The organism is Virgibacillus oceani (genome assembly GCF_041521345.1).
GTDB lineage: Bacteria > Bacillota > Bacilli > Bacillales > Amphibacillaceae > Virgibacillus_N > Virgibacillus_N oceani_A.
In genome coordinates this window covers 66,830-92,736 of record NZ_JBGOHB010000014.1, presented here as the reverse complement: position 1 = coordinate 92,736, position 25,907 = coordinate 66,830, and the positions used below count along the sequence as shown (strand labels likewise).

Here is a 25,907-nt window from a genome sequence, read left to right as displayed (position 1 = left end):
TTATAAACCTCCTTATTATTTTACCAGTGCGTTGGGATCGATAATTAGCGAAACCTTTCCATTACCCAAAATGGTCGCACCGGAAATGGCAAATGTCCCCTTCATATAGTTCCCCAGTGATTTCAAAACCACTTCCTTCTTTCCGATGAATGAATCAACAACAAGTCCTGTCATTTTTTCCCCTTTTTTCACAATTACGACCGATTCAAAAGCTGTTCTCCGTATCTGCTGATTATCCGGAACTCCCAGGACCTCCTGTAATGACAAGATCGGAATCACCTTCCCGCGAAAATCCATCACTTTTTGACGGTGAGAATTCATGAAATCATTCTCTTCCACCAGCACCGTCTCAATAACAGAAGAAAGAGGTATCCCGAATATTTCGCTCTGCACATTCACCAATAAACTCGAAAGGATGGAAAGGGTTAAGGGTAATTGTATGGAAAATTTACTTCCCTGACCAGGCACTGATTCAATCGAAATGTGTCCGCCCAGTGATTCAATCTTCTTGCTGACTGCATCAAGCCCGACTCCGCGCCCTGAGACATCAGATACTTTATCTGCTGTACTGAGTCCTGAAGAAAAAATCAGCTGATTGACTTCCTCATTGTTTAAATCCTCAGCCTTATCAGTCGTAATCAACCCATAATTTATTGCCTTTTTAATGACTTTGTCCCGGTTAATACCAGCCCCATCATCCTCAATCTCTATGAAAACATGATTTCCGCTGTGAAAAGCACGCAAGACTAATTTGCCCTTACTGGATTTGCCTGATCTCTTACGTTCTGCACGTGTTTCTATTCCATGATCAATAGAATTACGAATAAGATGAACCAACGGATCACCAATTTCGTCAATTACTGTACGGTCAAGCTCCGTTTCAGCACCCATAACCTCGAGGTCAATTTCCTTATCAAGTTCTTTTGCCAGCCCTCTCACCATACGCGGGAATCTGTTGAATACCTGTTCAACAGGCACCATGCGCATCGTTAAAATTAAATCCTGCATATCCTGTGAGATTTTAGCAATATGTTCAACTGTCTCCGTCAGTTCATCATCATCTTTATTCATTGCGATATCCTCAAGGCGTCCACGATCCAGCACCAATTCCTCAAAAAGATTCATAAGATGATCAATTCGTTCACTGCTGACGCGGATGGTTTTAGAGGATGCCTGTTTCCCATTATTGTAATTGCCTTTGGATTTATCCAGTGAGCCCTTATTTCCTCCCGATTGCTCCTGTTGAGCTTTTTTATCTTTCTTATTCATCACCCCAGCATCAATGGGCATAACCATTACAGACTGAATCTCTGAAACTTTATATATTCGTGCTTCAATATCAGCTGCTGAAGCTTTTGATAAAATAACTACCGAAAACTCCGTCTCAAACGCTTCTTCCTCCAGCTCCTCAACACCGGGAACCGATTTGATGATTTCTCCCAATTCCTCTAAGATTTCAAAAACCATATAAACTCTGGCAGCTTTTAATAAACAATCCTCGGAAAGTTTCACTGTAATTTGAAAAGCACTAAATCCCTGCTCTTCAGCTTGTTTGACTACGGTCAACTGATATTCATCCAAGTGCAAATATGAATTCGGCTGACCCTCCGAAGAACGGTTTTTAGCACCTGAATCTACATCCTTCCCTTCAAAACTTTTTAAATGAGAAACTAGCTCATCAACATCCATGCTGCCGGTTTCACCATTACGAATGGCTTCGACCATTTCCTCCAGCGCTTCAACCGCCTGAAAAATGATCTCAATAACGCCTTCATTCACTTCCAATTCATTGTTCCGCATTTTATCGAAAACATTTTCCATTTGATGGGTTAAAGATGCAATATCATGAAACGCCATCGTCCCTGCCATCCCTTTTAATGTATGGGCTGATCGAAAAATTTCATTGACAATCTCAAGATTCCCGGGGTTTTGTTCCAATTCCAGTATATGATTATTGATAGATTGCAGGTGTTCATCACTTTCCTCAAGGAATACATTAAGGTAATCGCTTGTATCCATTTAAAGTCCCTCCTTCCTAACGATTCGTTTAATCAAGCAATAAGAAAAGTTCCAAGTCTTCTTGATGACCAAAGGCAGTTGCTACACTAAGCCCATGCTTAAACCCCGATAATGTTGTATTCCCCTGCATAATAGTTGGAGCAGTAATATTAATATCAACGCCATCGACAGCAATGTTCGATGATAGTCCGCCCGCAATCATATTTCCCAGTTCACCACTAAAGGATAGAAGCATTTCACCTTCAAGGGGTATTCCATACATGGCTTCCCCAATATTGCCAAAAACCTCCAGATCCCCGGATAATACCAGCTTTCCTTTGACATCACCGATGATTCCAATCAAAACGCCAAAGTTCAGAACAAAATTTTGCTGTACTAACCGTGGTGATGATCTAGTGTAATCAATCGGAACCACACCTTCCAAAGATGTTAAAGCACCATTCAGTAAGGTGGTGACTACTTTATTTCGTTCGTTTATAGTAATTTGCATGATTATTTACTCCTCTTCCTCTGTTTCAATATCAATGTCATAGTTTGGCAGAATCTGTACTTCCACCCTCCTGTTTATTTCCATATTCACTTTGTTATCATTGGGAACAAGGGGATGGTGCTCGCCAAACCCTTTCGCGCTAAATTGTTCAGGGTTCAAGTTTTCATGTTCCAATAACAGCTCCATAAAATTAATAGCTCTCGCAGCACTTAAGTCCCAATTGGATGAAAACGCATGATTGTCTATTGGACGATTATCGGTATGGCCGCTTACCACCATTTGATTAGGCGGGTCGGTATACAGGAAATTGGAAATTTCCTTTGCAATCTTCCTGCCTTCCTCCTTTACTTCAGCACTGCCGGTATCAAAAGATACATCGTTTGAAATAGTCACAAATAACCCTTCATTTGATAATTTCGTGCCCAGGACTTCTGATAAATTATTTTGCTCAATATAGTGATTGATCTGTTTTTGCAGTTCCTCTAGCATACGCAGTTCATTGATTCCCTGTTGATCTTCATTTTGTTCTTCATTTTGTTCTTCTTTTGGTTCATCATTATTTTCGCTGTCTGTTCCAACTGAAACCTCTCCGTGATTGTCATTGGTGCTCTCAACGACCCCGATTCCACCGCTAAACTCACTTTCAAACACCTGAACAAGACTCTCATACTTCTGGGAATCAATCTCACTCATTGCAAAAAGAACAATAAATAATGCCACTAACAGCGTTAGCAAATCAGCATATGGGAGCAGCCATGATTCATTGATATGATTACTTTTACGCTGCCGCTGTCTTCGCATTTTCGTCCTCCTGCCTTAGCAAGGCCAATTCCTCTGAAGATAGGTAAGAGCTTAACTTGTCTTTAATGATTTGAGAAGACTCCCCATTTGTTAAAGATAGCACGCCTTCTATCATGATTTGTTTTAATCGGACTTCATTCTCCGACTTCTCTCTCAGCTTATTCGCAAAAGGGTGCCATAAAACATAACCGGAAAAAATCCCCAATAATGTCGCTACAAATGCAGCTGCTATAGCACTTCCTAAAGTTTCCATATCATTCAGATCACTAAGCGCAGCAATCAAACCAATTACAGCGCCAAGCACACCTAACGTCGGGGCATATGTACCAGCTTGCGTGAATATGGATACGCCTTTCTGATGCCTTTCTTCCATTGCATATATTTTTTCAGTCAATACTTCCTTGATAAAATCAGAGGATTGACCATCAATGGCTAATTGCATTCCGGAGCGCAAAAATGGATCATTCATCTTGTCCAACTGCCCTTCCAGCCACAAGATCCCTTCTGTTCGGGTTGCTTCCGCCCAATTGGTAAAATCCGTAATACGTTCTGCAGCGTTATGGTTCTTATCTTCTGTAAAAATTATCTTTAAAAGTGTTGGTATTTTTTTTAAAGTACTCATCGGAAAAGCGATCAAAACGGAAGCTGCCGTACCTAGAAAGATGATCAATAGCGCCCCCGGGTTTATAATTGCCAACGGGCTTACACCTTTTAACACCATTCCGGCCCCGACTGCAATAATCCCAAATAGTAACCCTATAAATGATGCTTTATCCATCATGTAACCTCCATAATATTTCATATCGATTTACCTATTTATTCGTATAGTAAATGATCTTATGTTCATATTTAGCTTTCTTTATGTATGCTTTAGTTAGATTTAATGAATAGAAATCTAATGATTCTCCCATAAAGAAAGCTATTCAAAACGCAATTGAATAGCCAAAGATTTAATACGTGTATATTAAAAAATTGGGCTAAGCTTTGCGTCCTACCCTTTCGAATAGTTTGCCTTTATCTGATAAAACATGTTTTCAACTGTCCTTCTTCCCTTGCAGCTATATTCATCGTGAACTTCAAAATAATGAATGCTTTCGAAGCAGCGTACATAGCTGATGAACAGTCGACCGGGATTCTAATTGTTCAGCTTATCATTGTATATATTCAATCCTTATTGCCAGACTTCGCAAATTGTTACCAATTAGGCAAAGTCCGGCACATTTTCTGTTTTGATTTAAAAATTATATTGTAAAGTTTTCAACTGCATCTTGTAGTTCTTCTGATACTTTCGCTAAATCTTCAGAGGAAGCCTGAATTTCCTCCATGGATGCCAATTGCTCTTCCGTTGCGGCTGATACATTTTGTGTACTAGCAGTTGATTCTTCTGCGACATTCTTAACTGAATCCATTGACTGCTTAGCTTGTTCGGCATCTGTAGCTAATTCGTTTATTATTGTGTTAATGTTATTGAATTGTTCAACAACGTTATTGATTGATACTTCAATATCGTCAAATGCTTCTCCGGCTTCATTTACTACAAGTGTTCCAGCCTTCACTTCTTGTTGAGAGGATTCCATCGATTCCATTGTTTTGTTTGTTTCATTTTGTATCATTCCAATTAAATCGTTTATTTTTTCTGCCGAATTCGCAGACTCCTCCGCAAGTTTCCTTACTTCTTCTGCCACAACGGAGAATCCTTTTCCGTGTTCTCCAGCTCTTGCAGCTTCAATTGCTGCATTTAAAGACAATAGATTTGTTTGCTCAGCAATAGTTGTAATGGCTTCATTAATGGTACCGATTTGATTCAGATGTTCACTAAGATTCTTAATCGTACTACCTAATCCGTCTACATTTTCGCTGATTACATTCATCTGGGCTGTTACTTTGTCGATTGACTGCTTACCTTGAGCAGACATGTTTGAAGTATCATTTGTACTATTGGAAATAACCTCTGCATTATCTGCAATTTGCTCCGTGTATTGCACCATTTTATCCATGGTTTCAGCCGTTTCTTCCACACTTTGCAATTGACTGGATGCACCTGATGCCATCTCCTGTATGGTTGAGGTAATATGCTCGGAAGCCTGTGTACCTTGCTTTGCACTAGCACTTAATTGCTCTGATGATGATACAACAATTTCAGATGTTTCTTTCGCTTTCCAAATCATTTGTGTAATCCCATCAATCATGCCATTAAAGGATGAAGCAAGCTGGCCAATTTCGTCTTTAGATTGGTAATCCCCGGATTTTAATTCACCTGCTTCCGCTTTAGCCATCAGATTTTGAAGTTGCTTTATCGGGTTCACAATTGCTCTTGTAATCAAAATTCCAAGTACAATATATAATATTAAACCTGCAATAGTTACTCCAAGTAATATGAGACTTGCTACTGTTAGTCTTTGCTCATTGTCTTGATTAATCGCATTAGCCTCATTGGCAAAATATGTTTGTATCTCTGTCACTATGTTATCCAGTTCAAAACGATAGTCATAAACATTGTCCAAATAATATTCATAAGCTGCTTGGTTATCAGTCTGTGCCATTTCAAGCGCTTGAGTTCTTCCTGATATATAGACATCAATAAGTTCATAATATGTATCCATGTCGATTACTTCTTCAGGAAAAAGTTCTTCAGATTCGAGACTGAGGTTTTCTTCTACTAAACTGTCAATGTTTTCGATCAGTTGATTATGTTCTGCTGTATCCGTTGTGATCATTGCTTCCATTGTATAAGAATCAATGGCAAAATTATTTTTCTGCATGTTCCCTAACTTGTCAATGTAAGTTAAATATTCATTGTATATAACCTCCGAACCTTCTGCCATATCTGTCATATATTTATAACCTGTAAATCCTACTGTACCAACCATCAGAATGGAAACAATAATTAATGTTAACAATTTCCTGCTGATTTTCGCATTCTTTATAAAACCCATATTAAATTCTCCTTTCAAAATATAAAAGATGATACGCCACAAAATGTAAGTAATTTTAGTCGAACAAAGAATTTTTCGTTCCAAAATAAAAACTTGACTATTCAAAGAGGCTAAGAATAGTCAAGTTTAAATAAAAGCAATTAAATTAATAATAATCATCGCACGGCAAAGTCAACAATAAACATTACTTTATACCTAAAAAACAGGACTATATCCTACTATTGTCATGTATATTTACATTTTTTATATATTTTGTAGATATTTATAGCCAGTTAGTATTTACTATACTATATCTTTTCATTTGAAAATTCAACTTATATCTCGATCTATTTTTATACAGACAGAATTTCCATAACTTTTGCCAGACAGCAATTAATAGTCGAGACAGTACCAGTCAAAAGGCGAATAATGCACAACGTCCGCTCTCCAAAACATGGATTTTAGCTGCTATGATAGTTACCTATTCTTTATAAACGAACAAAAGTTTACTAAAATGTGGAAAAAGGGACAAGTTATTCGTTAGTATTATAGTAACGTTTGCAATTTTATATAATTATAATTATCAAGGAGATAGGATGATAGCATGTATATAACTGTCAAAGATATATTGGAAATGGAAGCGTTTAAAGAAGTAGAGTTCATAGCGGGGGCATCAGGACTGCAACGGCGTGTGCAAAATGTTTACTTTATGGAAGTCCCGGATATTTATTCTTTTGTTGATGAAAATGGTTTGTTGCTGACAACACTGTTTCCTATAGCTGATAATCAAAATGATATTAAAACATTAATTCCTAGATTGGCAGAACAAAATCTCGCAGGAATTGCTATTAAACCAGGGAGGTATATTAATAAAATTCCGGCTTTTATGGTTGAACAAGCTGATCATTATCACTTTCCTCTAATCAAACTGCATTATGATGCTAATTTATCGACATTAACGAATCATATACTATCCGCCCTGCTGGGTATAAAAACATCCATGCTGGAATTTCGTGATCAAATACATGGTCAATTGTTAAATTTACTCCTTGAGGGGGCAGACTTGAAACAGTTCGTTATTTCAATGGGAAAAATTGTGCACGAACATATCCTCGTTTTTGACAATGACTTTCGATATGTACAATCTTCTATTGATATGAATGAAAATGAAAATGAAATTAAAATAGACCAGGAAAGGAATTATTCATTACATTACTCATTACCGTTGAATGAAATTACAGTTTCAATTAATGATAAAAGTTATAAGAATGATAACTTGTTAGTTCAACCAATACAGGCCGGGAAAGAAAACTTTGGTTATATGGTGGTGCTAATTGAAAAAGGAAAAAGTGTGACGGATACTATAACTGCTGCCGTTGGCCAGGCTACCATTTTTCTTGCATTCCTATTTCAGACGGAAAACACGATAATACAAAGGGAAAGAGGCTATCTGGGAAATTTTATTCAGGATATTTTTAATGAACGCTACGTATCACAACCCGATGTAATTGAAAAAGCGAAAATATTTAATTGGAATTTTCATTTTCCTATCACGATATTAAATATTAAATTAAACATAAAAGAAAGTAAAAAAAGACTATCTGCTTATTATAAAATGCTTGATTCAGGACTTATTGAAAGAATCATATCTCATTTTTTGGATATTCCTCCTGAAAATTTTAAGGTCCTATATTACAATGATTCCATTATTTGTTTTATTAGTCTTGCATTTGAAAGCAGGCTTAAACCGCGTTTAAGGGAAATAAGCAAATCGATCATATCAAATTTCAAAAAAATAGGGGATATTGCGATCAGTATCTCTGATATGGCTAATTATGTTGATGAGATCAAGGAATCATATGAACATTCTATACTCGTACATAATATTCATGCAGGCAGTATGAATAAAACATCTTTTATTGAATTCTATGATGAGCTGGGTCTGTATAAATTGTTTTACAGAATTAAGGATAAAGCGTATATCCAGGAGTTTGTTGAAGAAAAGTTAGGTGAAATTCTTGCATATGATCAAAAGAAAGATGCAGAGCTAATGGAAACTGTCAAATACTTGATCAAAAATAATGGCAATTTGCAAAAAACCGCAAATGATATGTATATACATTACAATACGCTTCGCTACCGTGTTAATAAACTAAAAGAATTAGGTATTGATATGAAAAATGGATTTGATTTAACAGAAGTATCTGTTGCGCTCGAATTGCATCAATATTCCAAGTTTATTAATCATGGTTACAGTGGAGACGTGCACAAATTAAATAGTCCTTAATAAAGTGAAACTTCATTAAGTGGGGGTTTTCTTTTCATCCCCCACTTAATGTTAGCACCGCAAGGGTATGACCTAAAGGCCCTTGAACGAATCGGGTCGTTACTGGCTGTTGGATCTCCCACTTAGCATTTTCATGTTTCCTTCATTCTTGAAGTGGGAGTCTTACGACGTACAGGACGTGCTAGTGCCGACAATGCCACAATTCTTTATGATGGGACGAGGAACTACTGTCCCGTAGTCCCAAAGGTTTTCGGTGGGACGAGCATTTACGCACAGTCCCAGGACGTGGCGTTTTTGTCGGCCAGCCAGTTACACTGCGATAAAGTCAAACCATACACCATATGTAGTACAAGGTCAGCCGGATTCCCCGGCTGACTTTTTCATCTATACTGTCCTATTTATAACAGCAGCAGGAACAGACACCCTTATCAGTAAAACCGGTTTCTTCAGCTAATCAGCATATTTCCTATACTTTTTTGTCTTACTATCACCCCTGCTTTTTACCACAAATCAATTCTTAATATGAAAATGTGCCAAAAATAAAGTTTTTTTTTGTATAAAATGCACAACACTCTCCGACCAGAATCTTGATAAGATTTAAATAAGAGACAGGAAGGAGGGATTATAAAAATTTAGCCAGTTAGTGATAAATATGTATAGGCAGGTGACTGAAATAAATTAGCCAGTTAGTGTTTATAAAACGTTTAGATATATGACTAAATTGAAACCCCATATAAGGAGGGGGAGTAATGAACCAATTTGACGGGCGTGTAAAACTGTGGCAAAAAGCGGATATTGACGGTTTTTTTGGATTGTTTACAAATAACTTGACCAATTTACTCGTCATGGCAGGTTTATTGATCGCTATTGATTTGCCAGCAAAAATTATCTATGGAAATATACTTCCTGCAGTAGGTCTATCTATTTTTGCCAGTAGTATTCTTTATACGTGGCTGGCCTATCGTCTTGCAAAAAAGGAAAAAAGAAATAGCGTTACTGCACTGCCTTCAGGGACTAGTGTACCGCATATGTTCTTGATCGTGTTTTTGATTATGGGGCCCGTCTACTGGAAAACAGGAGATCCATATCTAGCTTGGTTTGCTGGATTAGCATGGGGATTTATAGAAGGTATTATAGAGTTATCAGGATCTCTTATCGGTCCTACAGTTAGAAGAATTTTGCCCAGAGCAGCCATGTTGGGTTCCCTTGCCGGCGTATCATTAACGTTTATCGTAATGACTCCCGCTATGCAAACATTCGACCTTACATATATTGGTCTTGTTTCATTGATTATCATATTGCTTGGATGGTTTGGAAAGGTAAAATTTCCTTTCCGCATTCCAGTAGGACTGTTTGCAATTATTATTGGAACCTTAATTGGCTGGGCTTCCGGACAGATGGATTTGAACGCAGTAAAGGAAGCTTCGCAGCAAGTCGAACTTGCTATACCGACCTTTTCAGTAGAAAGAATCCTATCCGGCTTTTCTGAAGCAGCTCCATTCTTGATTGCTGCCATTCCAATGGGTATCTATAATTTTTTTGAAACCATTGACAATCTTGAAAGTGCCGAAGTTGCCGGTGATCGTTATGATACCAAACAAACATTAACAGCAAATGGGTCAACAACTTTACTTGCAAGTATGTTTGGAAGTCCTTTTCCGACAGCAGTATTTGTAGGTCATGTAGGCTGGAAAGATGCCGGAGCCAGGATTGGCTACAGCTGGGCAACAGGCTTGTCAGTGCTGATTTTAACATGGTTCAGCTTAGTTTCATTATTACTGACAGTGATCCCGCTTGAAGCTATCGTTCCAATCCTGATATATATCGGACTTATTATTGGAGCGCAAGCCTTCCAGCATGTTGATTTGAAGTATGCACCAGCAGTTATATTTGCAATGATTCCCTGGCTTGCTAACTGGGGGCAAAACATAGCCGATACTGCATTCCAAAGTGCAGGAACTACTGCGGACGATATTGGCTTACATGCGATGCTGGATGCAGGCCTGGAATACAACGGTATGATAAGTCTGGGCTCAGGGGCTATCATAATCGGTATGTTATGGGCAAGTATCCTTGTTTTTATCATTGACCGGAATTTCAAAAAAGCATCGATGGCATGTTGGATCGGAGGATTTTTATCCTTTTTTGGCATTATCCATTATGCCTCGCCAGGCTGGGCAGTCGGATTTGAAACAGCAATAAGTTATCTTATGGTTGGTTTAATATTAATGGTCATTCACTATAAAAATAAAAAACAAATACAACAGGAGGACATCTGAAATGGGCAAACAATTCACAATGAAAGCTAAACCCTATGAATTTGATTTTGATATTGAAAAAACAGCATTGGTCATTATTGATATGCAGCGTGACTTCTGTGCGGCAGGAGGATTTGGTGAAAAATTGGGTAATGATGTTACAGCAACCAGTTCCATAATTCCTACAATTGAAAACGTATTGAACCAAGCGCGTGAAAGTGACCTGTTTGTTGTTCACACACGGGAAGGGCATCGTCCGGATTTAACAGATTGTCCCCCAAGCAAATTGAATCGCGGCCGAAAACAAGGAGCAGGCATTGGCGATGAAGGTCCAATGGGGAGAATTCTTGTCCGTGGTGAATATGGACATGACATCGTTGACGAGTTAACACCAATAGAAGGTGAAGTTATCATTGATAAGCCTGGAAAAGGTGCCTTTTATCAAACCGATTTAGAAACTATTTTGAAGAACAAAGGGATTACTAATTTATTGGTAGGCGGCGTAACGACACACGTATGTGTTCAAACAACGATTCGTGAAGCAAATGATCGTGGTTTTAATTGCCTGCTGTTGGAAGACTGTTCAGCTGCATTCGACCCTAAAGATCATGAAGATTCTATCCGGATGATTCATCAGCAAGGTGCCATTTTTGGATGGACTGCTCCATCTAAAAACCTTCTGGAAGCACTCAAGAATTAGGGAAAGGGGGGGATGAAACTGAATAATAATTTAGGAACTTCCTGGTTTGTTAAAGGGGATATTAATGGGTTCTTCGGGTTATTTAGTAATGTATTAACAAATTTTCTTGCAGCTATCGGTTTATTAGTTGCCATAAGCATGCCGGCAGAAATAATTTATGGAAATATTGTTCCTGCAACAGCAGTAACTATCGGGCTTGGGGGTATTATATTTGCCGTACAGGCCCGGAAGAAATCCATAAAGGAAAACAGGGCTGATGTAACTGCAATGCCTTATGGCCTGAGTGTACCTCATTACTTTGTCGCATCATTTGCTGTAATGCTGCCAGTTTATGCACAGACGCAGGATTGGATATTAGCCTGGTCTGTGGGAATTGCCTGGAACCTTGTTCAAGGTATCATCATGACAATTGGTGCATTTGTAGGACCATTTATTCAGAAATATATACCACGTACGGCTTTGCTTGGTTCATTAGCAGGTATTGCTTTGACTTACATTGTGATGAATCCTATGGGAGAAATCTACAGCACACCTTACATTGGTCTGTTAACACTTGTAATCGTTCTGGCTGGGTGGCTTGCCCATAAAAAGTTACCTGGTAATATGCCGGCTGGATTATTAGCAATTATCATTGGTATGATTATCGCTTGGGTAACAGGTTTTATGGATGTAGGAGCAGTTAGAGAAGCTGCAAGCGGATTTTCCATTGCTTTACCAACTTTAGCTCTTAGCCACCTTGCAGAAGGTTTTGCTTACCTATCTCCATTTTTAGCTGCTGCCATCCCGCTGGCCATATATGGATTTCTGGAAGGCTTGGATAATATCGAAAGTGCAGAAGTTGCCGGGGACAAATACCCAACCACACAATCATTACTTGTTCCAGGGCTGCTCACCCTTTTGGGGGCTGGATTGGGCAGTGTTTATCCTACCGTCATTTATATTGGACAACCCGGCTGGAAAAAAGCAGGTGCTCGTGTAGGTTATTCCATGGCAACAGGGATAACTGTGATTGTTATTGCGTTTATTGGATTATTGCCTTTAGTGATGTCAATTATTCCACTTGTTGCATTACTGCCAATCCTGGTTTATATTACTATGACGATCGGGGCTCAAGCGTTCGGTTCTGCCGAAGCAAGGCATCTACCGGCTATGATACTCGGGTTAACTCCTTTTATAGCCAGTTATATCATTCAACAGGTAGATAATGCGCTCACTGCGGCAGGCACAGATGCAGCCACAGTCGGATTCGACACACTGCTTGATAACGGTATAAATTATATTGGCTGGAATACACTGGGATCTTCCGACATTTTAGTGTCTATGATGTTAATAACAATCGTTATATTTTTGATTGATAAAAAATATAAAATTGCAGCAATATATAGCTTCATTACTGCCATATTATCCTATTTCGGATTTATACATGCATCTGAAATCGGCATTGGAACAGGCTTAAATGCTGCCATTGGTTATATTTCCATGGGTATTGGATTGTTGGCTTTGTATTTATATCGTAACAAGGATGATGTGGAGGACCAAAAAGCATAATGAAGTCTGGCAAAACGAGTAATACCTTAGTTTACAAGATTGATTGTATGGATTTTCAGCTTCTCAAGTGGCTGGATCATAGGGAAACAGGGGAAATCATAGGAAGCGTTCATCGTATATTTGATCACGTAGTTAATTTTATACCCAATGACGTTTTGACACTTTTTCACGGCCCTTAGGAAGGTTATCCAATCGCCAAAATGTTGAAAACTTGTGATTACGAGAATTTTTCATATGCCAAATCATTTTTATATCTTAATAAACAGGTAAGTTTAGATGGACATAGATATTAAAGATTGGTCCATATTTATGGGATTATTCAAATGCTGATATTTGGGAAAGAGATTTGCTATCTCTTTCCCAAACCAATTTCAAAGTGTCAATGGATCAACTGGATAATACAGCCACACGCCACCAACCTGCTTAGCGGAATGAAATTGAAATTCCTCCGCATTACCGATTTGTTGTTTTGACTTCAGCGCTTCTTCCGGAGTAAGGAATCTGCTAATACTTTGGGCCAGTCGTCCAAGTATGGCTATATCAGCTTTATCTTCAAGCTTCACGGCCAAAGTGTAAATCGCCTTCGCTTTCGCAAATTTGGCCTTTGAATCCCACTCGATATGAGCCGGCTGAATGTAAGAAACCTTTGATCCAACTTTATTTTTACGGCTAACTCTTCTTATGTACATGCCTGTATTTCATCATAAAAACACTGGCAAATAAAATAAATATTGTAATTGTGCCTATTTACTGTTGAACTCGGGTGATGATAAATGAACCCAAAGAAATTTGGATTCATTTATATAAAAGCATATTATTTACAGCACAAGATGAATGCCTGTTTGCCAATTTTATTGTCTATTTTTAAAGGGGTCACACAGGTACCCCTACATCCAATCCAGTTCGAATGGATATTTCTTTTGCCAGAGGTCCACTGCGCTCAACTAAACTATGTGTCAACGCGGTATGTTTTGGCTTAATACGATGCAGCAGTTTCTCCGTTTCATATGCAGCTGGATGTACTTTATAGCGTAATTCTTCCATACTGACTGTACCTTTTTGTTTTTCCGTTATCTTTTTAATCAGCTTCTTATTTTTAGGTCCAGTAAATACAAAGAGAATATTCCCTTCATCTTCTAACCACCATGTATTTTTTAATAAATGAGTTTCGCTATAAAAAGCAATAAAAGGAGAAGTTCTTTCATTCGTTTTATTCTCCTTTAAATAGTTCATCCATGATTTATAGCTTGTAAACACATCTGGCTTAAACCAGCTCTCTGCTTTCAAATAAGTTTCTGTAGCCTCCAGGATTCTTTCATCAACCATAATGGAAAAAGAGGATTCCACGAACACAGATTTTAATAGAAACAATAAATCTTGTGCACGTCCATATGGTGGCAGTGGAAAAATGATAGAAGCATTCTCCTTCTCCGCTTGCTTTACTTTATAAACAATCTGCTCACAGTATTCATGTTGTGTGTGCTTCTCCATCCCATATGCACCATCCATTACGGCAAAATCAACTACAGTATTACTTGCTGGAAAATCAAATTGCAGTAGTAGTGATTCCATTGAAAAATCTCCTGAAAAATAGACTGTTTCCTGATTGTACTGAAATAAAAACCAGACAGATCCAATAATATGTCCACTTCTCCCATGGTCGAAAGTAAGACCGGGTATCAATCCCCCCTTCCATTCATCCAGGGTTCTAAAAGACAACGAAACTTCATCCTCCAAGGTGTAAGGAAGTTTTCTACCAGAGACAAGCTGTGTTTCTCTCCATGTTCGCAGGTAAAACCTGGTCTGCTTTATCGTCTCAGCAGTAGCATAAACCTCACCCGTGAACCCAAGGTGTACTAAATACGGCAGTGCACCCGTATGATCTTCATGGGCATGTGTAAGAAATACCGCTTTTACTTCACTTGCCAATTCAGGAGTTAATAATGGATATTGTTCCTGTACGGTTCTTCCACTTTTCAGCACGCCACAATCTATGAGTATTTTTTGCTTATTTACTTCCAATAAAAAACAGGAACGGCCATATTCGCCCACCCCTCCTAAAAAAGTTACAATCATTCGATCCACCCTTTAGTAATAAAGACAAATAATTCTCTATGTAAACCTAAAATTTTGTTCAAGGTTATTTGCGATATAATTGCAGTTTATATTTAATTTGTTCTATACCTACGATTACCGCTGTTGTAATTCCAACTGAAATCAGTGCCATTGCCATACCTAAGGAAGCGGAACCCTGTTCAAACTGAGAATAAATAAATGTTGCAGTTGTATGCATATCCGGCGGCCGCAAAATAAGAGAGCCCACAAGTTCGCGCATGGATATGGTAAAGGTCATCACCCATCCTGCCAGAATACCGGGAATCAAAAGTGGTAATAAAATCGTCCGTAACTGATAAAACTTACTAGCACCGCTCACCATAGCTGCCTGGAACAAGGAATCTCCCAATTGCCCGTATATTGCTTTAATATTTTGCACCGTAAATGGTAAATAAAGAACAACATAGGTTAGTACGAGCATCACCCATGTGTTATATATCGGAATTTTCACCCACTCAGCATTCCACATAAGAATGAGACCGACGACAATAACAATCCCTGGTACGGTGTTTGGTGTAAGGCTAAGAAAATCTATTGTTTTAACAGCGGTTCCTCTTTTATTTGAGACCGTAATAGCAATCCATATTCCAATTATCACACTAATAATTGCAGCAATCGCAGCAAGCCATACACTATTGAGCAATGCACTCATTCCACTGCCTGCAAACAATTCTTTAAAATGATCCAAGGTGAAATTCGATAACATAAATCCGTCACCCTGTATTTTCATAAATGCAGTTGTCGCAATCGAGAAATAAGGAACTCCTATTGCCAATGCCAATATAATAAACAGATAGACCCACGCAAATATTTTCCCTTTTCCCAGCCTCGCCCGTGCAACCGTATGTCCTTTTCCAGACACAACACGTGATTGAGATCTTTGGGATATCCACTGCTGAATAAACCATACCGTCATACTCACTCCAAGTAGCATGGTGGAAAGAATAGCTGCAGTTCCATAATCTATCGGCCAAACAGAGGTATAACGATGAATTTCAGATGTTAGGACATTATATCCAATTCGATTTCCAAGTGTAACCGGGGTGCCAAACTCACCGATTGTTTTTACAAATACCAGTAATGCTCCCATACTATAGCCGGATAAAAAAAGCGGTATAATAATCTTCCTTAAGCGATACGGAAAACTTCCGCCATGTATAATGGCAGCTTCCTCAAGTCGACCACCAATATTAGACAGTGTATTTCTCATAATTAAATAGATGAACGGAAACAAATGAAAACTCATAATCAGTACCATTCCAAAGTAAGAGAAAAAGTAAGGTGTAATCTTATCAAGGAAAGGAAAAATTTGTTCTGCAAATCCATTACGCTGCATCGCAATAATCCAGCCCATCGATGCGATATAGGGCGGTGTCATAAATGGGATAATTAAAACAACATCTATCCATCGATGCTTCTGCATTTCCGTACGTGACATCAAATAGGCAAGCGGACCGGCAATCAGAGTGGAAACAAATACAACGCCCAACCCAAGCAGCAAAGAATTTAACAGGATTTCCCGATTATTTTCCTCCAATAATAAAGCAAAGGAGGAAAACCCCTCAAAGTTTCCTTCAGGGAAAATGCTTCTCAGAAGCAAGCTCCCTAAAGGAATAAGAACTAATATAACAAGTGCTACTAATACTAAATACTTATTTATTTTTTCTGATACATTCTTCATTGATTATCGTACCAATTCAGTAAATTCCTGAAGAGTGGATTCACTATTTTCTATTAAATAATTCCAGTCATAATCCAGCACTTCAATCTCCTCTATTGGTGCACGATCCGTATGAGTGGAAACATCTTCACGTCCCGGTATTAAATAAGCATCTGCCACAATTTCCTGCCCTTTGTCTGAAAGGATGAAATCAATATATTTTTGTGCAGCATCCAGATTTTGTGCTGATTCCAAAATAAATGCCGGACGTGGAGTAATCATGGTACCACTGCTTGGAAAAACTATATCAACAGGTTCACCATCAGCCTGAGAGCTGTGCACCATATAATCAACACCACCCATGACTACCTTGTTCGCCCCACTGATGACGGAATCCAAAGCAGGTCTGTTCGCGCCTTCCAAAATGAGTCCATTATCTTTCAAATTGCTAAAAAGCTCCCACGCTTCATCCCCATACTGATTCTCATATGCAGAGATAAAATCTAGTGCAGTTCCCGATTGACTTGGATCAGGGATAGCAATACTATCCTGGTAACTTTCATCAAGTAAATCTGCCCAATCTGCCGGTGGTTCCTCAACAAGATCCGTATTATAGCTTAACCCAACAGCAGACCCGGAAAAACCATAATAATGAAAATCTTCATCATACCAGCCTGTACGCATTTGACCCGCATATTCAGATTCATACGGGTATATCAAACCCTGATCGGCATAATCCATTGCTGCTGGTAAGGATGCTAATACAACAACATCGGCAATCGGATTGCTTTGCTCTGCTTCTAGACGACCCAACACCTGGCCAGTCGTTGCCTGGTACATGTCCACCTCAATATCCGTTTCCTCCATAAATGCTTCTACTAATTGCTCTGCCATACCTCCGGGTCCAGAAGTATATAGTACAAGTTCTCCTGTTTCCTCCAGTGCAGTTTCTTCCTTAGCTTCATCCGTGTTTTCAGATGCTTCCCCTGCTTGATCTTCTGTTTGCACATCCTGATTTTCTTCTGAAACATCGGTTTCTTCAGCGTCACCACAGGCTGCCAGTAAAATAACTATGGTTAACATTACAAGAAAATATTTAAGCTGTTTCATACGTATTTTGCCCTCCAGATTGATTAATTAAATTTACATGCTGACTATCTATCTGACAATAAACTTCTCTCCCTATCTCAAAACGTGAAGATGAATAGGCAAGCAAAGTTTGATCGCTCTTCTTAATTCGAAGCAATAGTTCATAATGCTCCCCGAAAAAACTGGAACTTTCCACAATAGCAACAATACTTTGATCATCCTTTGTTTCAGATATGGATACATTCTCTGGTCGAACAATGGCTGTAATGTCACCGCTGATTGGTGCAGCATGCCAATTATTTATTGGAAAACGAACACCTGCATGCTTGTTCAATGAAAGATATCCCTCTCCATTTTTCTTATCTACTGATCCCTTAAGTAAAACACCTCGACCTACAAAAGCTGCCACCATTTCATTTTCCGGTTTATGATAAATTTCCTCCGGTGTATTAAACTGCATAACCTTCCCTTGGTTCATAACAACAATTCGATCTGACATAGCCATTGCTTCACTCTGATCATGCGTTACATAAATGGCAGTAATTCCAAGTTTTTTCACAAGTGTTTGTAAAAGAAAACGCATATCATCTCTAAGTGCTGCATCTAATGCACTTAAGGGCTCATCCAAAAGAACTATGGGTGGATTATTAGCAATCGCACGGGCAAAGGCAACTCGTTGTTGCTGCCCCCCTGATAGCTGGTGTGGATACTTGTTTCTATATGCCTCCAAATGAACATTTTCCAATGCTTTTTCCACTTTTAGTTTCAGGTCTTTTTTTTCACCGGTTGCTCTCAAACTGTATGCAACATTATCGAATACTGTCATATGCGGCCATAAAGCAAAATCTTGAAATACCATTCCTATGTTACGCTTTTGAGGGGGCAATTCTATTTTCTTTGTTTTAGAAAAAATAGTGTCCCCTCCGAATTTGATCGCACCCTGATCTGGTGTTTCCAGTCCGGCAAGTATTCGTAAAAAGGTAGTTTTTCCACAGCCGGATGGTCCCAGCAAGCTGACAAACTCACCTTTCTCAATTATCAATTCAAGGGGCGATAGCGCCTGTAAATATCCAAATTTCTTTTCAATTCCAGAAACTTCTATATGCAATTCGCTCCTCCTTTACTACATAATTAGACTCTGCATGCAGTGAGTTATACGGAACTAGGTCTTAACTGAGCTATTTTTTGTTTTCCTTCCTACTTATGGCGCAATGAAAAGAAGCAGCTGTCGTCTGATTGAAAAATATTTAAAATAGTATCCGCAGGCTTATGTAGCATGCTCTTTTTTGAAAAATGCTTATGAAAATAAACTGGCAAAGCTTATTTCTAACTCTATTACCATTAATTTTTGGAAGTCACCTCATTTTCTCTCTGGAAATTCTGAAAGACTAGCATAAAATTGTCTACACAGTTAACTATACAGAAGAAATATTAATTGATTTTTAACTAAACGTTAATATTCTTTTAAAAAAACTAATGTAGTATCAATAGTATGATAGATTTTATCTATGGAGGTACGTATATGAATTTACATCAAATGGAAATCTTCCATAAGCTTGCCATAACAAAAAGTGTCACAATAACTGCGAACGAGCTTGGAATTAAACAGCCTACGGTTTCTTTTCATTTGAAAAAACTGGAGGAGGAAATCGGGGTTCAATTATATAATAAACGGCCTAATATATTTACCCTGACACCTGCAGGAAAAATGCTTCAGACCTACACCGCGGAAATACTATCACTGGTACAAGAAACTGAAAGAGTGATGAAAGATTATCAAACTTATCGTAGAGGGGAATTACTAATTGGGGCAAGCCACATTCCAGCAAATTATATTCTTCCTCCGGTTCTCAGTATTTTCACTGAAAAAAATCAGAATATCCACCTTTCCTTGACGGTACAGTCCACACCAATAACTGTACAAATGATTAAAGAGAGAAAAATAGATTTTGGTATTGTTTCTGAACAGAACATGCATGATGATACATTAGAAATCCATAGGGTAACAGATGATGATTTAGTGCTTATTCTTTCTCCGGATCATCCGTTAAACACAGAGAAAGCTATAACAATCGATGACCTGCAAGGAGAGAAATTTATTTTACATAAACAAGGATCAACAAGGGAAATGATCAATCGTTGGAGTCAGGATGAAAATATTAAATTATTAATTAAAATGGAACTTAGTTCTATTGAAGCTATATGTACAATGGTAAAAATGAAATCCGGTATATCAATCATTTCAAAACGTGCTGTAAACACCTTTATTGAACATGGTCACTTAGTTGCAAGACCAGTCCCAAAAATGCCAGTTAACCGCTATATTTCAGTGATTTATCGAAAAGACAGACCCATTACTCCACTTATGAGGCAATTTATTTCCTTGGTGCCTGGTGTGCAGGGGAATAAGTGGTGGTAATAATTTAAATGAATCCACCATATGAAAAAGCCTCCTTACCTTTCAATAATACAATCGAAAGAAAAGTAGGCAAGAAGGTTATGCGACAATTATTTATAAAGAAAATCGGCAGCTGTTCTCCGATAAGCAGACTTATTAAGCGCTGAATGTTTCTTTTAAATTTGTCTTATTGTTATTAATCCTTATACAATTTATCCTGTGTGTAATGTTTATTGATTTTCTATACCCTTGTACTATATAAATCGAATTTAACAATTATAATTTAGTACACAACCTACGAACTATGGCACCAGGACTCTTGCTGTTTTCTGAGATAAATGATTGAACGGCTTCACGGATCTCATTAACGGATTTATTAAACACATTAAAAATTACTGTTTTTTTCAACCAACCCCATAATCCTTCGATTAAATTCAGTTCAAAGTTGTCATGTCAATGTTAGTAAGACGTTAAATACTGTTCTCTTTCCCATGGATGTACGGTTGTACGGAACATATCCCACTCAATTTCCTTCGCTTCAAGAAAATGGTCTATTATGTGCTCTCCCATCGCTCCGATGATCACTTGATCCGTTTTTAATAACTTTATTGCTTCATGTAGTGTGGCAGGAAGATCCTGTATTCCGTTTCTTATTCTTTCATCTTGATCCATTTCATAAATATTCTGCTCGATTGGCGCCGGCGCTTCCAATTGCTGTTCTATGCCTTTTAAGCCTGAAGTAAGGATAACCGCCATTGCTAAATATTTAGTTTAAATAATTTTATTTCTTTTAACAACTAATAAACTCAGATTTTGTATAGTAACATGGGGCAAGCTTTCAGTGCATACAATATTTTTATACAGCAGAGAGGTGAGAAATATGTGCGGAATTACCGGATGGGTTCATTTTCAGAAAGATTTAACGAAACAGATTGGTACTGTAGACAAAATGGCGAAAACTTTGGTGAAAAGGGGGCCGGACGATTTTAATGTCTGGTCCTCCCGTCATTGTCTGCTGGGTCATACCAGGTTGACCGTAGTAGATCCGGCTGGAGGCAAACAGCCAATGAGCCGGGAATATGACGACAGTGATTATACTATTTGCTATAACGGAGAGTTATATAATACAGAAGACATTCGCAGGGAGCTGATGAAGCTTGGCCATCGCTTTCAATCCCATTCCGATACGGAGATACTGCTTAAATCATATATAGCCTGGGAGGAAAACTGTCTCAAATATTTAAATGGTATTTACGCCTTTGCCATTTGGGATGAAGCAAAGCAGCAATTGTTTGCTGCACGTGACCGTTTAGGTGTAAAACCATTTTTCTATTCGGTATCATCAGAGGGATTTCTTTTTGGTTCAGAGCAGAAAGCGATTCTTGCTCATAATCATATAAAAGCTGAAGTGGACCTGGAAGGGCTCCAGGAAGTTTTTGGGCTGGGTCCATCAAGAACACCGGGCCATGGTGTGTTTCGGGGGATTGATTCGCTCAGACCTGGTCATGCGCTTAGCTTTTCTAAGAATGGTTTAAAAAAATGGCGGTATTGGGATGTGGAAAGTAAAGCCCATGAAGATACACTGGATGAAACATCTGAAAAAGTTAGAGACCTTTTTGTGGATTCCGTTATTCGTCAGCTTGTCTCTGATGTACCGCTTTCTACTTTTTTATCCGGAGGGGTTGATTCCAGTGCGATTAGCGCCATAGCAAACGATTACTATAAAAAGAATCGAAAAGGAAAACTTGATACGTTTTCTGTGGACTATATCAACAACGATAAATATTTCATGAAAAGTGAATTTCAGCCCAACGCTGACGAACACTGGATTAAAAAAATGGTGTCTACACTTGGAAGCAACCATCATTCGGAAGTGATTGATACGGAGGAACTTGTTGCTTCTTTAGAAGAAGCAGTGATAGCCCGGGACCTGCCTGGGATGGCTGATGTCGATTCCTCGCTTCTCTGGTTTTGCAAACAAATAAAAAAGAAGGCAACTGTTTCCTTATCCGGGGAATGTGCGGATGAAATTTTTGGAGGTTATCCGTGGTTTCATAATCAGGAGCTGCTGTTTCACAAAGGTTTTCCATGGATGCAATATAATCAGGAACGCGAAAAAATATTGAAACCGGATTGGCGTAAGAAATTAACGCTACCTGCTTATCAGCACGAGCGTTATCAACAGACGATTGCAGAAACGCCGAAACTTGATGGAGAAAGCCAAACAGAAGCGCGACGGCGGGAATTATTTTACTTGAATCTCCACTGGTTTATGTCAACACTGCTTGATCGCAAAGACCGAATGAGCATGGGCGCAAGTTTAGAGGTTCGCGTTCCTTTCTCAGACCACCGGCTCGTGGAATATGTCTGGAATATCCCCTGGGAAATGAAAATGATCGATAACCGTGAAAAAGGAATTTTAAGGCAAGCATTAAAAGGCTGGCTACCCGATGAGATATTATACCGCAAGAAAAGTCCATATCCCAAAACACACAACCCACATTATACGAAAGCTGTAAAGACCTGGTTACTGAACATTCTTGATGACACATCCTCCCCATTATTGGAGTTAATTGATGCAGGGAAGGTTAGGGAAATTGCAGAATCGGGCGGTAAAAGCTATCCATCGCCATGGTTCGGGCAGTTAATGACTGGGCCACAAATGATGGCGTACCTAATCCAAGTTAATCTTTGGCTAAAAGAGTATAACATTAATATTGTTGAATAGTAATAAGGACTAAGGTTGGAAGAAGCATGGAAAAAATATTGAAATACAACTGCTATGCCATGATTCCAACAACGTATAGCAAAAGCTGATTGACAGAGAGTAAGGCACCCACTTGTGTGGCTGCCTCCGGGTAGAAATGGTCGCCCAATTGGCGACCTGGAACCCCACAGAACCCGGCGTGCAGATTTCCCGCACCGGGCTCTACAGAAATTATTTCACAGTATTGCGTACATTTTCAGTTTCGAAAACGGAATGAAAGTTTAAGACGCTCCAGAGGGAAAATCTCTTTAATCTCATTGAACTTTTCCCATGTTATATAGCTCTTCTGTCTTCTACTACCAATAACGCCAAACCATAAATCTAATACGTAGATAAATGTTGCTTAACAGTGCACTTATTGAACCCCCTTGCGGTGTCCCAGTCTCACTGACATGCACTTCTTTACCTTCCATTACGCCTGCTTTTACGATTATACTTATGATTCTGGGATTACCAATCCTATGTTGTACAAAATCAATTACCCAGTCATGATCTAAGGTGCCAAAGAAGTTCTTTAGATCGGCTTCTAGTACCCAACTAACTTTCTTGCCTGAAATTGTTTCGTTAAGTGTAGCTAAGGCATTGTGTGCTCCTATGTTTGGTCGTCCGCCGAATGAACAATTTAGAAAGTCTTGTTCATAAATTGAAGAAAGTACCGTTGCCGTATTTCTTTGTAACGCACTATCCGCAACCGCAGGTACACCGATTGGTCTTTTCCCAATTTCCCAGGCTTTAGTATCCAAACCCTTCTTACTGCGGTCGGTTTATAACTTTTCCTGTGGGTTACATTCATCATCCCGCCAATCCAACTTTCAAAGTCTATTGCAGCCATATCTCTTGTGACACATCAATACCGGGCAGGCGTTCTTTGGCATATGGTGCAAGCTATCCCAAATCAGTTCTTTTGTAATGTGATGTGCTAACGATGTAAATTGTAGGTTTGAATCTTGTTGAGCTTTTACTGCTATTCTCTCTAATCCAGTTTTCATGATTGGTTTCTCCTTACGTTGAATTAAGGGACGAAATCTTCCTTTAAATGAAGCTCATGTTTCCTTCGATTGATTCAATTTCTGCTAACCGCTTCCCCGCGTAATAGGCTTTCCCTATCTCAGAGTACCATCAGTTAGTAAGACTTCCGATAAATCAAATTCTCCTCGTTCAGGCCTTTCTCAAAAAGAACGAGTAGCAAAAAAATATGACGCTATTCTTATTTAAGAAAGGCTCATCACTATCCTGTGGTGCTTTTATGCCGTGTACTTGGTGTGTCCAAAAGTGGTTATTATGCTTATTTAAAGCATGTTAAATAAATCGTGTCCAAGGAAGAAAAGAAGCTGCTGGGTCAAATAAAAAAATATACAGAGAGCATAAAAATACCTACAGTGCCAAACGGATCACCAAGGAATTCAAATCAAAAGGCACTATGATGAATCATAAGAAAGTTGCTCGAATTATGCATGAAGCTAACTTAGGAATGGAACGCGGGAAGAAGCTCCCAGGGTATGAAACTCTACATTAATTAGGTGTTCACCAAACCTTTATAACACGCCAATGATAACAATGCCATATACTGAACCTCAGAGGCATCCAGTTCGGCAAAATTCTTTTTTGTATTACTTCCCTTATCAAAGGCAATCTTAAACACTGCAACAGCTATCTGAAATTCGGACAATTTGTCCTTTAATTGTTTAAAAAACAAATCTCGCACTGTTTACTTGATTTCCCTCATAAATATATGACGGCACTGGAAAAAGGAGCTTTTTTGTAACCATCTGAACCAACGCGAATTGCTATCAATCATTTCGCTATTGTTTTCCCTCCCACTTTTCACTAAATCCGATTTTTCATGCATTGTGGCAACGTCGCGAAATTGGTCAAGTCATAAAATCGTAAACTCGAGGACAATAGATCTTAATCCATCATGTGACGCGTAACTGCTTTTCCTGCCTCCTCCAATTACTTATTTGTAACTGTACCCATCTGATTTCAGAAGTGCCGGCTATCCAATTTATCCGGGGGAAACGAGCCAAATCAGGTGAGATCGTTTGTTTGACCCAACTTAGTACTCAGATGCTTATTAAGTTTATACGAAAACTTTAAAGCCTGTAATATCATGCCTTTCTTACAAAGGGTAGGAAACTCACGCTGGTGAAGATTTACTACAAGGCCCACGGCAGCTGTCACCATGGTTCACTGGATTATTTCATAAGTGAGAGCCTTATTTCCTGTATGAGTTGTAGTATTACTTCTTGTAACACTAAAAAATATCCTAGTGGTATTAAAAAATATATTGGCCACAATGGTATAAAGTTTGTGGCTACCGGTATTGCAATTTGATTATTATAACCATCCAGAAAGAATAAAAACGTATAATACGTTAATAACCCAAAAACAATGATATCAATTCCCAATAGCAAAAACCTATTAAATCTTTCAAAGCGTCTCGATCTTCTTTCAATAAACTCACTTAACCTAGGTAAAATATGAACCATATATACATAACCTAATGCAGGGAAAATAGCAATTGGCATTAAAAAATTTTCGATGATTACATATGAACCGGGGATAGATATTTGAAAAATATTCCTCATTACTACGTCTAATACAATAATAATCATCATAGACAATATTGCTAATCCACTTATATTTTTGCCAATTTCCTGAATGAATTTATTCGTCTTCATTATATATTGCATAATTCCACCCCCAATATTTAAGTTGTTCTTTTATCATTTGACTTAATGAGTATCCCTTTTGCTCAGAATAGCTCCCCTGACAACCGAACAGGTTGAAATATTCGGAATGGGGACTAATGACCATTCATTCAACAAGTACTGGGTTAAGGAGGAGTGGCTCAGTCGTT

19 protein-coding genes, 2 pseudogenes and 1 riboswitch are annotated in these 25,907 nt (G+C 38.5%); of the genes and pseudogenes, 7 read left to right on the top strand and 14 right to left on the bottom strand.

Annotated elements, in window-relative coordinates; genetic code table 11:
• Positions 1–15 precede the first annotated feature (15 nt).
• From ACDX78_RS11995 to ACDX78_RS11975, 5 genes are all read right to left on the bottom strand, one after another.
• A complete protein-coding gene (locus ACDX78_RS11995) occupies positions 16–2,019 on the bottom strand; it encodes a chemotaxis protein CheW (protein WP_486028168.1) in 2,004 nt (667 codons plus the stop codon).
• A 28-nt stretch (positions 2,020–2,047) separates the two neighbouring features.
• Entirely contained in the window at positions 2,048–2,509 is a 462-nt protein-coding gene (locus ACDX78_RS11990) for a chemotaxis protein CheX (protein ID WP_486028166.1), read from the bottom strand.
• A gap of 6 nt (positions 2,510–2,515) precedes the next feature.
• Complete coding sequence (locus ACDX78_RS11985; protein WP_486028164.1) at positions 2,516–3,310, bottom strand: flagellar motor protein MotB; 795 nt, start codon at positions 3,308–3,310, stop codon at positions 2,516–2,518.
• Complete coding sequence (motA, locus tag ACDX78_RS11980) at positions 3,288–4,088, bottom strand: flagellar motor stator protein MotA (protein WP_486028163.1); 801 nt, start codon at positions 4,086–4,088, stop codon at positions 3,288–3,290. Before motA ends, ACDX78_RS11985 begins: the two co-directional genes overlap by 23 nt.
• Before the next feature lie 156 nt (positions 4,089–4,244).
• Positions 4,245–4,333: riboswitch (cyclic di-GMP riboswitch) on the bottom strand.
• A gap of 218 nt (positions 4,334–4,551) precedes the next feature.
• The gene (locus ACDX78_RS11975; protein WP_486028161.1) at positions 4,552–6,246 is read right to left on the bottom strand and encodes a methyl-accepting chemotaxis protein; all 1,695 of its coding nucleotides are present in this window, start codon (positions 6,244–6,246) and stop codon (positions 4,552–4,554) included.
• Positions 6,247–6,829: 583 nt separating this feature from the next.
• Between ACDX78_RS11975 and ACDX78_RS11970 the strand changes: the two genes are divergently transcribed.
• The 4 genes from ACDX78_RS11970 to ACDX78_RS11955 all read left to right on the top strand — a co-directional run bounded on the left by ACDX78_RS11970 (position 6,830) and on the right by ACDX78_RS11955 (position 13,018).
• Complete coding sequence (locus ACDX78_RS11970; RefSeq protein WP_486028159.1) at positions 6,830–8,512, top strand: PucR family transcriptional regulator; 1,683 nt, start codon at positions 6,830–6,832, stop codon at positions 8,510–8,512.
• Between the two features lie 749 nt (positions 8,513–9,261).
• Positions 9,262–10,791, top strand: a complete 1,530-nt coding sequence (locus ACDX78_RS11965) for a permease family protein (protein WP_486028157.1) — start codon at positions 9,262–9,264, stop codon at positions 10,789–10,791.
• Between the two features lies 1 nt (position 10,792).
• Positions 10,793–11,470 carry a cysteine hydrolase family protein gene (locus tag ACDX78_RS11960; RefSeq protein ID WP_486028155.1) on the top strand — a complete coding sequence of 226 codons (678 nt, stop codon included), beginning with the start codon at positions 10,793–10,795 and terminating at the stop codon, positions 11,468–11,470.
• 12 nt (positions 11,471–11,482) lie between these two features.
• Complete coding sequence (locus tag ACDX78_RS11955) at positions 11,483–13,018, top strand: xanthine permease (protein ID WP_486028153.1); 1,536 nt, start codon at positions 11,483–11,485, stop codon at positions 13,016–13,018.
• Between the two features lie 401 nt (positions 13,019–13,419).
• Here the strand turns inward: ACDX78_RS11955 and ACDX78_RS11950 are convergent.
• The 5 genes and pseudogenes from ACDX78_RS11950 to ACDX78_RS11930 all read right to left on the bottom strand — a co-directional run.
• Positions 13,420–13,707 (bottom strand): annotated as a pseudogene (locus tag ACDX78_RS11950) (IS1634 family transposase); the annotation flags it as partial.
• Between the two features lie 184 nt (positions 13,708–13,891).
• On the bottom strand, positions 13,892–15,094 hold the full coding sequence (locus ACDX78_RS11945) for an MBL fold metallo-hydrolase (RefSeq protein WP_486028151.1): 1,203 nt from the start codon (positions 15,092–15,094) through the stop codon (positions 13,892–13,894).
• A 64-nt stretch (positions 15,095–15,158) separates the two neighbouring features.
• Entirely contained in the window at positions 15,159–16,814 is a 1,656-nt protein-coding gene (locus ACDX78_RS11940) for an ABC transporter permease (protein WP_486028149.1), read from the bottom strand.
• A gap of 3 nt (positions 16,815–16,817) precedes the next feature.
• The gene (locus tag ACDX78_RS11935; RefSeq protein ID WP_486028147.1) at positions 16,818–17,903 is read right to left on the bottom strand and encodes an ABC transporter substrate-binding protein; all 1,086 of its coding nucleotides are present in this window, start codon (positions 17,901–17,903) and stop codon (positions 16,818–16,820) included.
• Positions 17,890–18,990 carry an ABC transporter ATP-binding protein gene (locus ACDX78_RS11930; RefSeq protein WP_486028145.1) on the bottom strand — a complete coding sequence of 367 codons (1,101 nt, stop codon included), beginning with the start codon at positions 18,988–18,990 and terminating at the stop codon, positions 17,890–17,892. The genes ACDX78_RS11935 and ACDX78_RS11930 overlap by 14 nt, the downstream gene beginning before the upstream one ends.
• Before the next feature lie 414 nt (positions 18,991–19,404).
• Between ACDX78_RS11930 and ACDX78_RS11925 the strand changes: the two genes are divergently transcribed.
• A complete protein-coding gene (locus tag ACDX78_RS11925) occupies positions 19,405–20,301 on the top strand; it encodes a LysR family transcriptional regulator (protein WP_486028143.1) in 897 nt (298 codons plus the stop codon).
• Between the two features lie 438 nt (positions 20,302–20,739).
• Here ACDX78_RS11925 and ACDX78_RS11920 read toward each other — a convergent pair.
• Positions 20,740–21,045: pseudogene (locus tag ACDX78_RS11920) on the bottom strand (type I glutamate--ammonia ligase); the annotation flags it as partial.
• A 115-nt stretch (positions 21,046–21,160) separates the two neighbouring features.
• Here ACDX78_RS11920 and asnB point away from each other — a divergent pair.
• Entirely contained in the window at positions 21,161–23,008 is a 1,848-nt protein-coding gene (gene asnB / locus ACDX78_RS11915; protein WP_486028200.1) for an asparagine synthase (glutamine-hydrolyzing), read from the top strand.
• Positions 23,009–23,343: 335 nt separating this feature from the next.
• Here asnB and ACDX78_RS11910 read toward each other — a convergent pair whose 3' ends face one another.
• Positions 23,344–23,790, bottom strand: coding sequence for a reverse transcriptase domain-containing protein (locus ACDX78_RS11910; protein WP_486028142.1), 447 nt, complete (start codon positions 23,788–23,790; stop codon positions 23,344–23,346).
• A 69-nt stretch (positions 23,791–23,859) separates the two neighbouring features.
• Positions 23,860–24,036 carry a hypothetical protein gene (locus ACDX78_RS11905; RefSeq protein ID WP_486028140.1) on the bottom strand — a complete coding sequence of 59 codons (177 nt, stop codon included), beginning with the start codon at positions 24,034–24,036 and terminating at the stop codon, positions 23,860–23,862.
• Between the two features lie 314 nt (positions 24,037–24,350).
• Between ACDX78_RS11905 and ACDX78_RS11900 the strand changes: the two genes are divergently transcribed.
• A complete protein-coding gene (locus ACDX78_RS11900; RefSeq protein ID WP_486028198.1) occupies positions 24,351–24,563 on the top strand; it encodes an IS3 family transposase in 213 nt (70 codons plus the stop codon).
• Positions 24,564–25,242: 679 nt separating this feature from the next.
• On the opposite strand, the gene ACDX78_RS11895 is transcribed toward ACDX78_RS11900, so the two are convergent.
• Positions 25,243–25,740 carry a TRAP transporter small permease gene (locus tag ACDX78_RS11895; RefSeq protein ID WP_486028138.1) on the bottom strand — a complete coding sequence of 166 codons (498 nt, stop codon included), beginning with the start codon at positions 25,738–25,740 and terminating at the stop codon, positions 25,243–25,245.
• Positions 25,741–25,907: the final 167 nt, after the last annotated feature.

What these genes read in the sequence shown, in the direction of transcription:
- ACDX78_RS11985 (WP_486028164.1), bottom strand. Translation starts at nt 3,310, where the DNA reads ATGCGAAGACAGCGGCAGCGTAAAAGTAATCATATCAATGAATCATGG.
- ACDX78_RS11895 (WP_486028138.1), bottom strand. Translation starts at nt 25,740, where the DNA reads ATGCAATATATAATGAAGACGAATAAATTCATTCAGGAAATTGGCAAA.
- ACDX78_RS11965 (WP_486028157.1), top strand. Translation starts at nt 9,262, where the DNA reads ATGAACCAATTTGACGGGCGTGTAAAACTGTGGCAAAAAGCGGATATT.
- asnB (WP_486028200.1), top strand. Translation starts at nt 21,161, where the DNA reads ATGTGCGGAATTACCGGATGGGTTCATTTTCAGAAAGATTTAACGAAA.
- ACDX78_RS11935 (WP_486028147.1), bottom strand. Translation starts at nt 17,903, where the DNA reads ATGAAACAGCTTAAATATTTTCTTGTAATGTTAACCATAGTTATTTTA.
- motA (WP_486028163.1), bottom strand. Translation starts at nt 4,088, where the DNA reads ATGGATAAAGCATCATTTATAGGGTTACTATTTGGGATTATTGCAGTC.
- ACDX78_RS11925 (WP_486028143.1), top strand. Translation starts at nt 19,405, where the DNA reads ATGAATTTACATCAAATGGAAATCTTCCATAAGCTTGCCATAACAAAA.
- ACDX78_RS11940 (WP_486028149.1), bottom strand. Translation starts at nt 16,814, where the DNA reads ATGAAGAATGTATCAGAAAAAATAAATAAGTATTTAGTATTAGTAGCA.
- ACDX78_RS11995 (WP_486028168.1), bottom strand. Translation starts at nt 2,019, where the DNA reads ATGGATACAAGCGATTACCTTAATGTATTCCTTGAGGAAAGTGATGAA.
- ACDX78_RS11905 (WP_486028140.1), bottom strand. Translation starts at nt 24,036, where the DNA reads ATGAAAACTGGATTAGAGAGAATAGCAGTAAAAGCTCAACAAGATTCA.
- ACDX78_RS11955 (WP_486028153.1), top strand. Translation starts at nt 11,483, where the DNA reads ATGAAACTGAATAATAATTTAGGAACTTCCTGGTTTGTTAAAGGGGAT.
- ACDX78_RS11990 (WP_486028166.1), bottom strand. Translation starts at nt 2,509, where the DNA reads ATGCAAATTACTATAAACGAACGAAATAAAGTAGTCACCACCTTACTG.
- ACDX78_RS11975 (WP_486028161.1), bottom strand. Translation starts at nt 6,246, where the DNA reads ATGGGTTTTATAAAGAATGCGAAAATCAGCAGGAAATTGTTAACATTA.
- ACDX78_RS11960 (WP_486028155.1), top strand. Translation starts at nt 10,793, where the DNA reads ATGGGCAAACAATTCACAATGAAAGCTAAACCCTATGAATTTGATTTT.
- ACDX78_RS11945 (WP_486028151.1), bottom strand. Translation starts at nt 15,094, where the DNA reads ATGATTGTAACTTTTTTAGGAGGGGTGGGCGAATATGGCCGTTCCTGT.
- ACDX78_RS11970 (WP_486028159.1), top strand. Translation starts at nt 6,830, where the DNA reads ATGTATATAACTGTCAAAGATATATTGGAAATGGAAGCGTTTAAAGAA.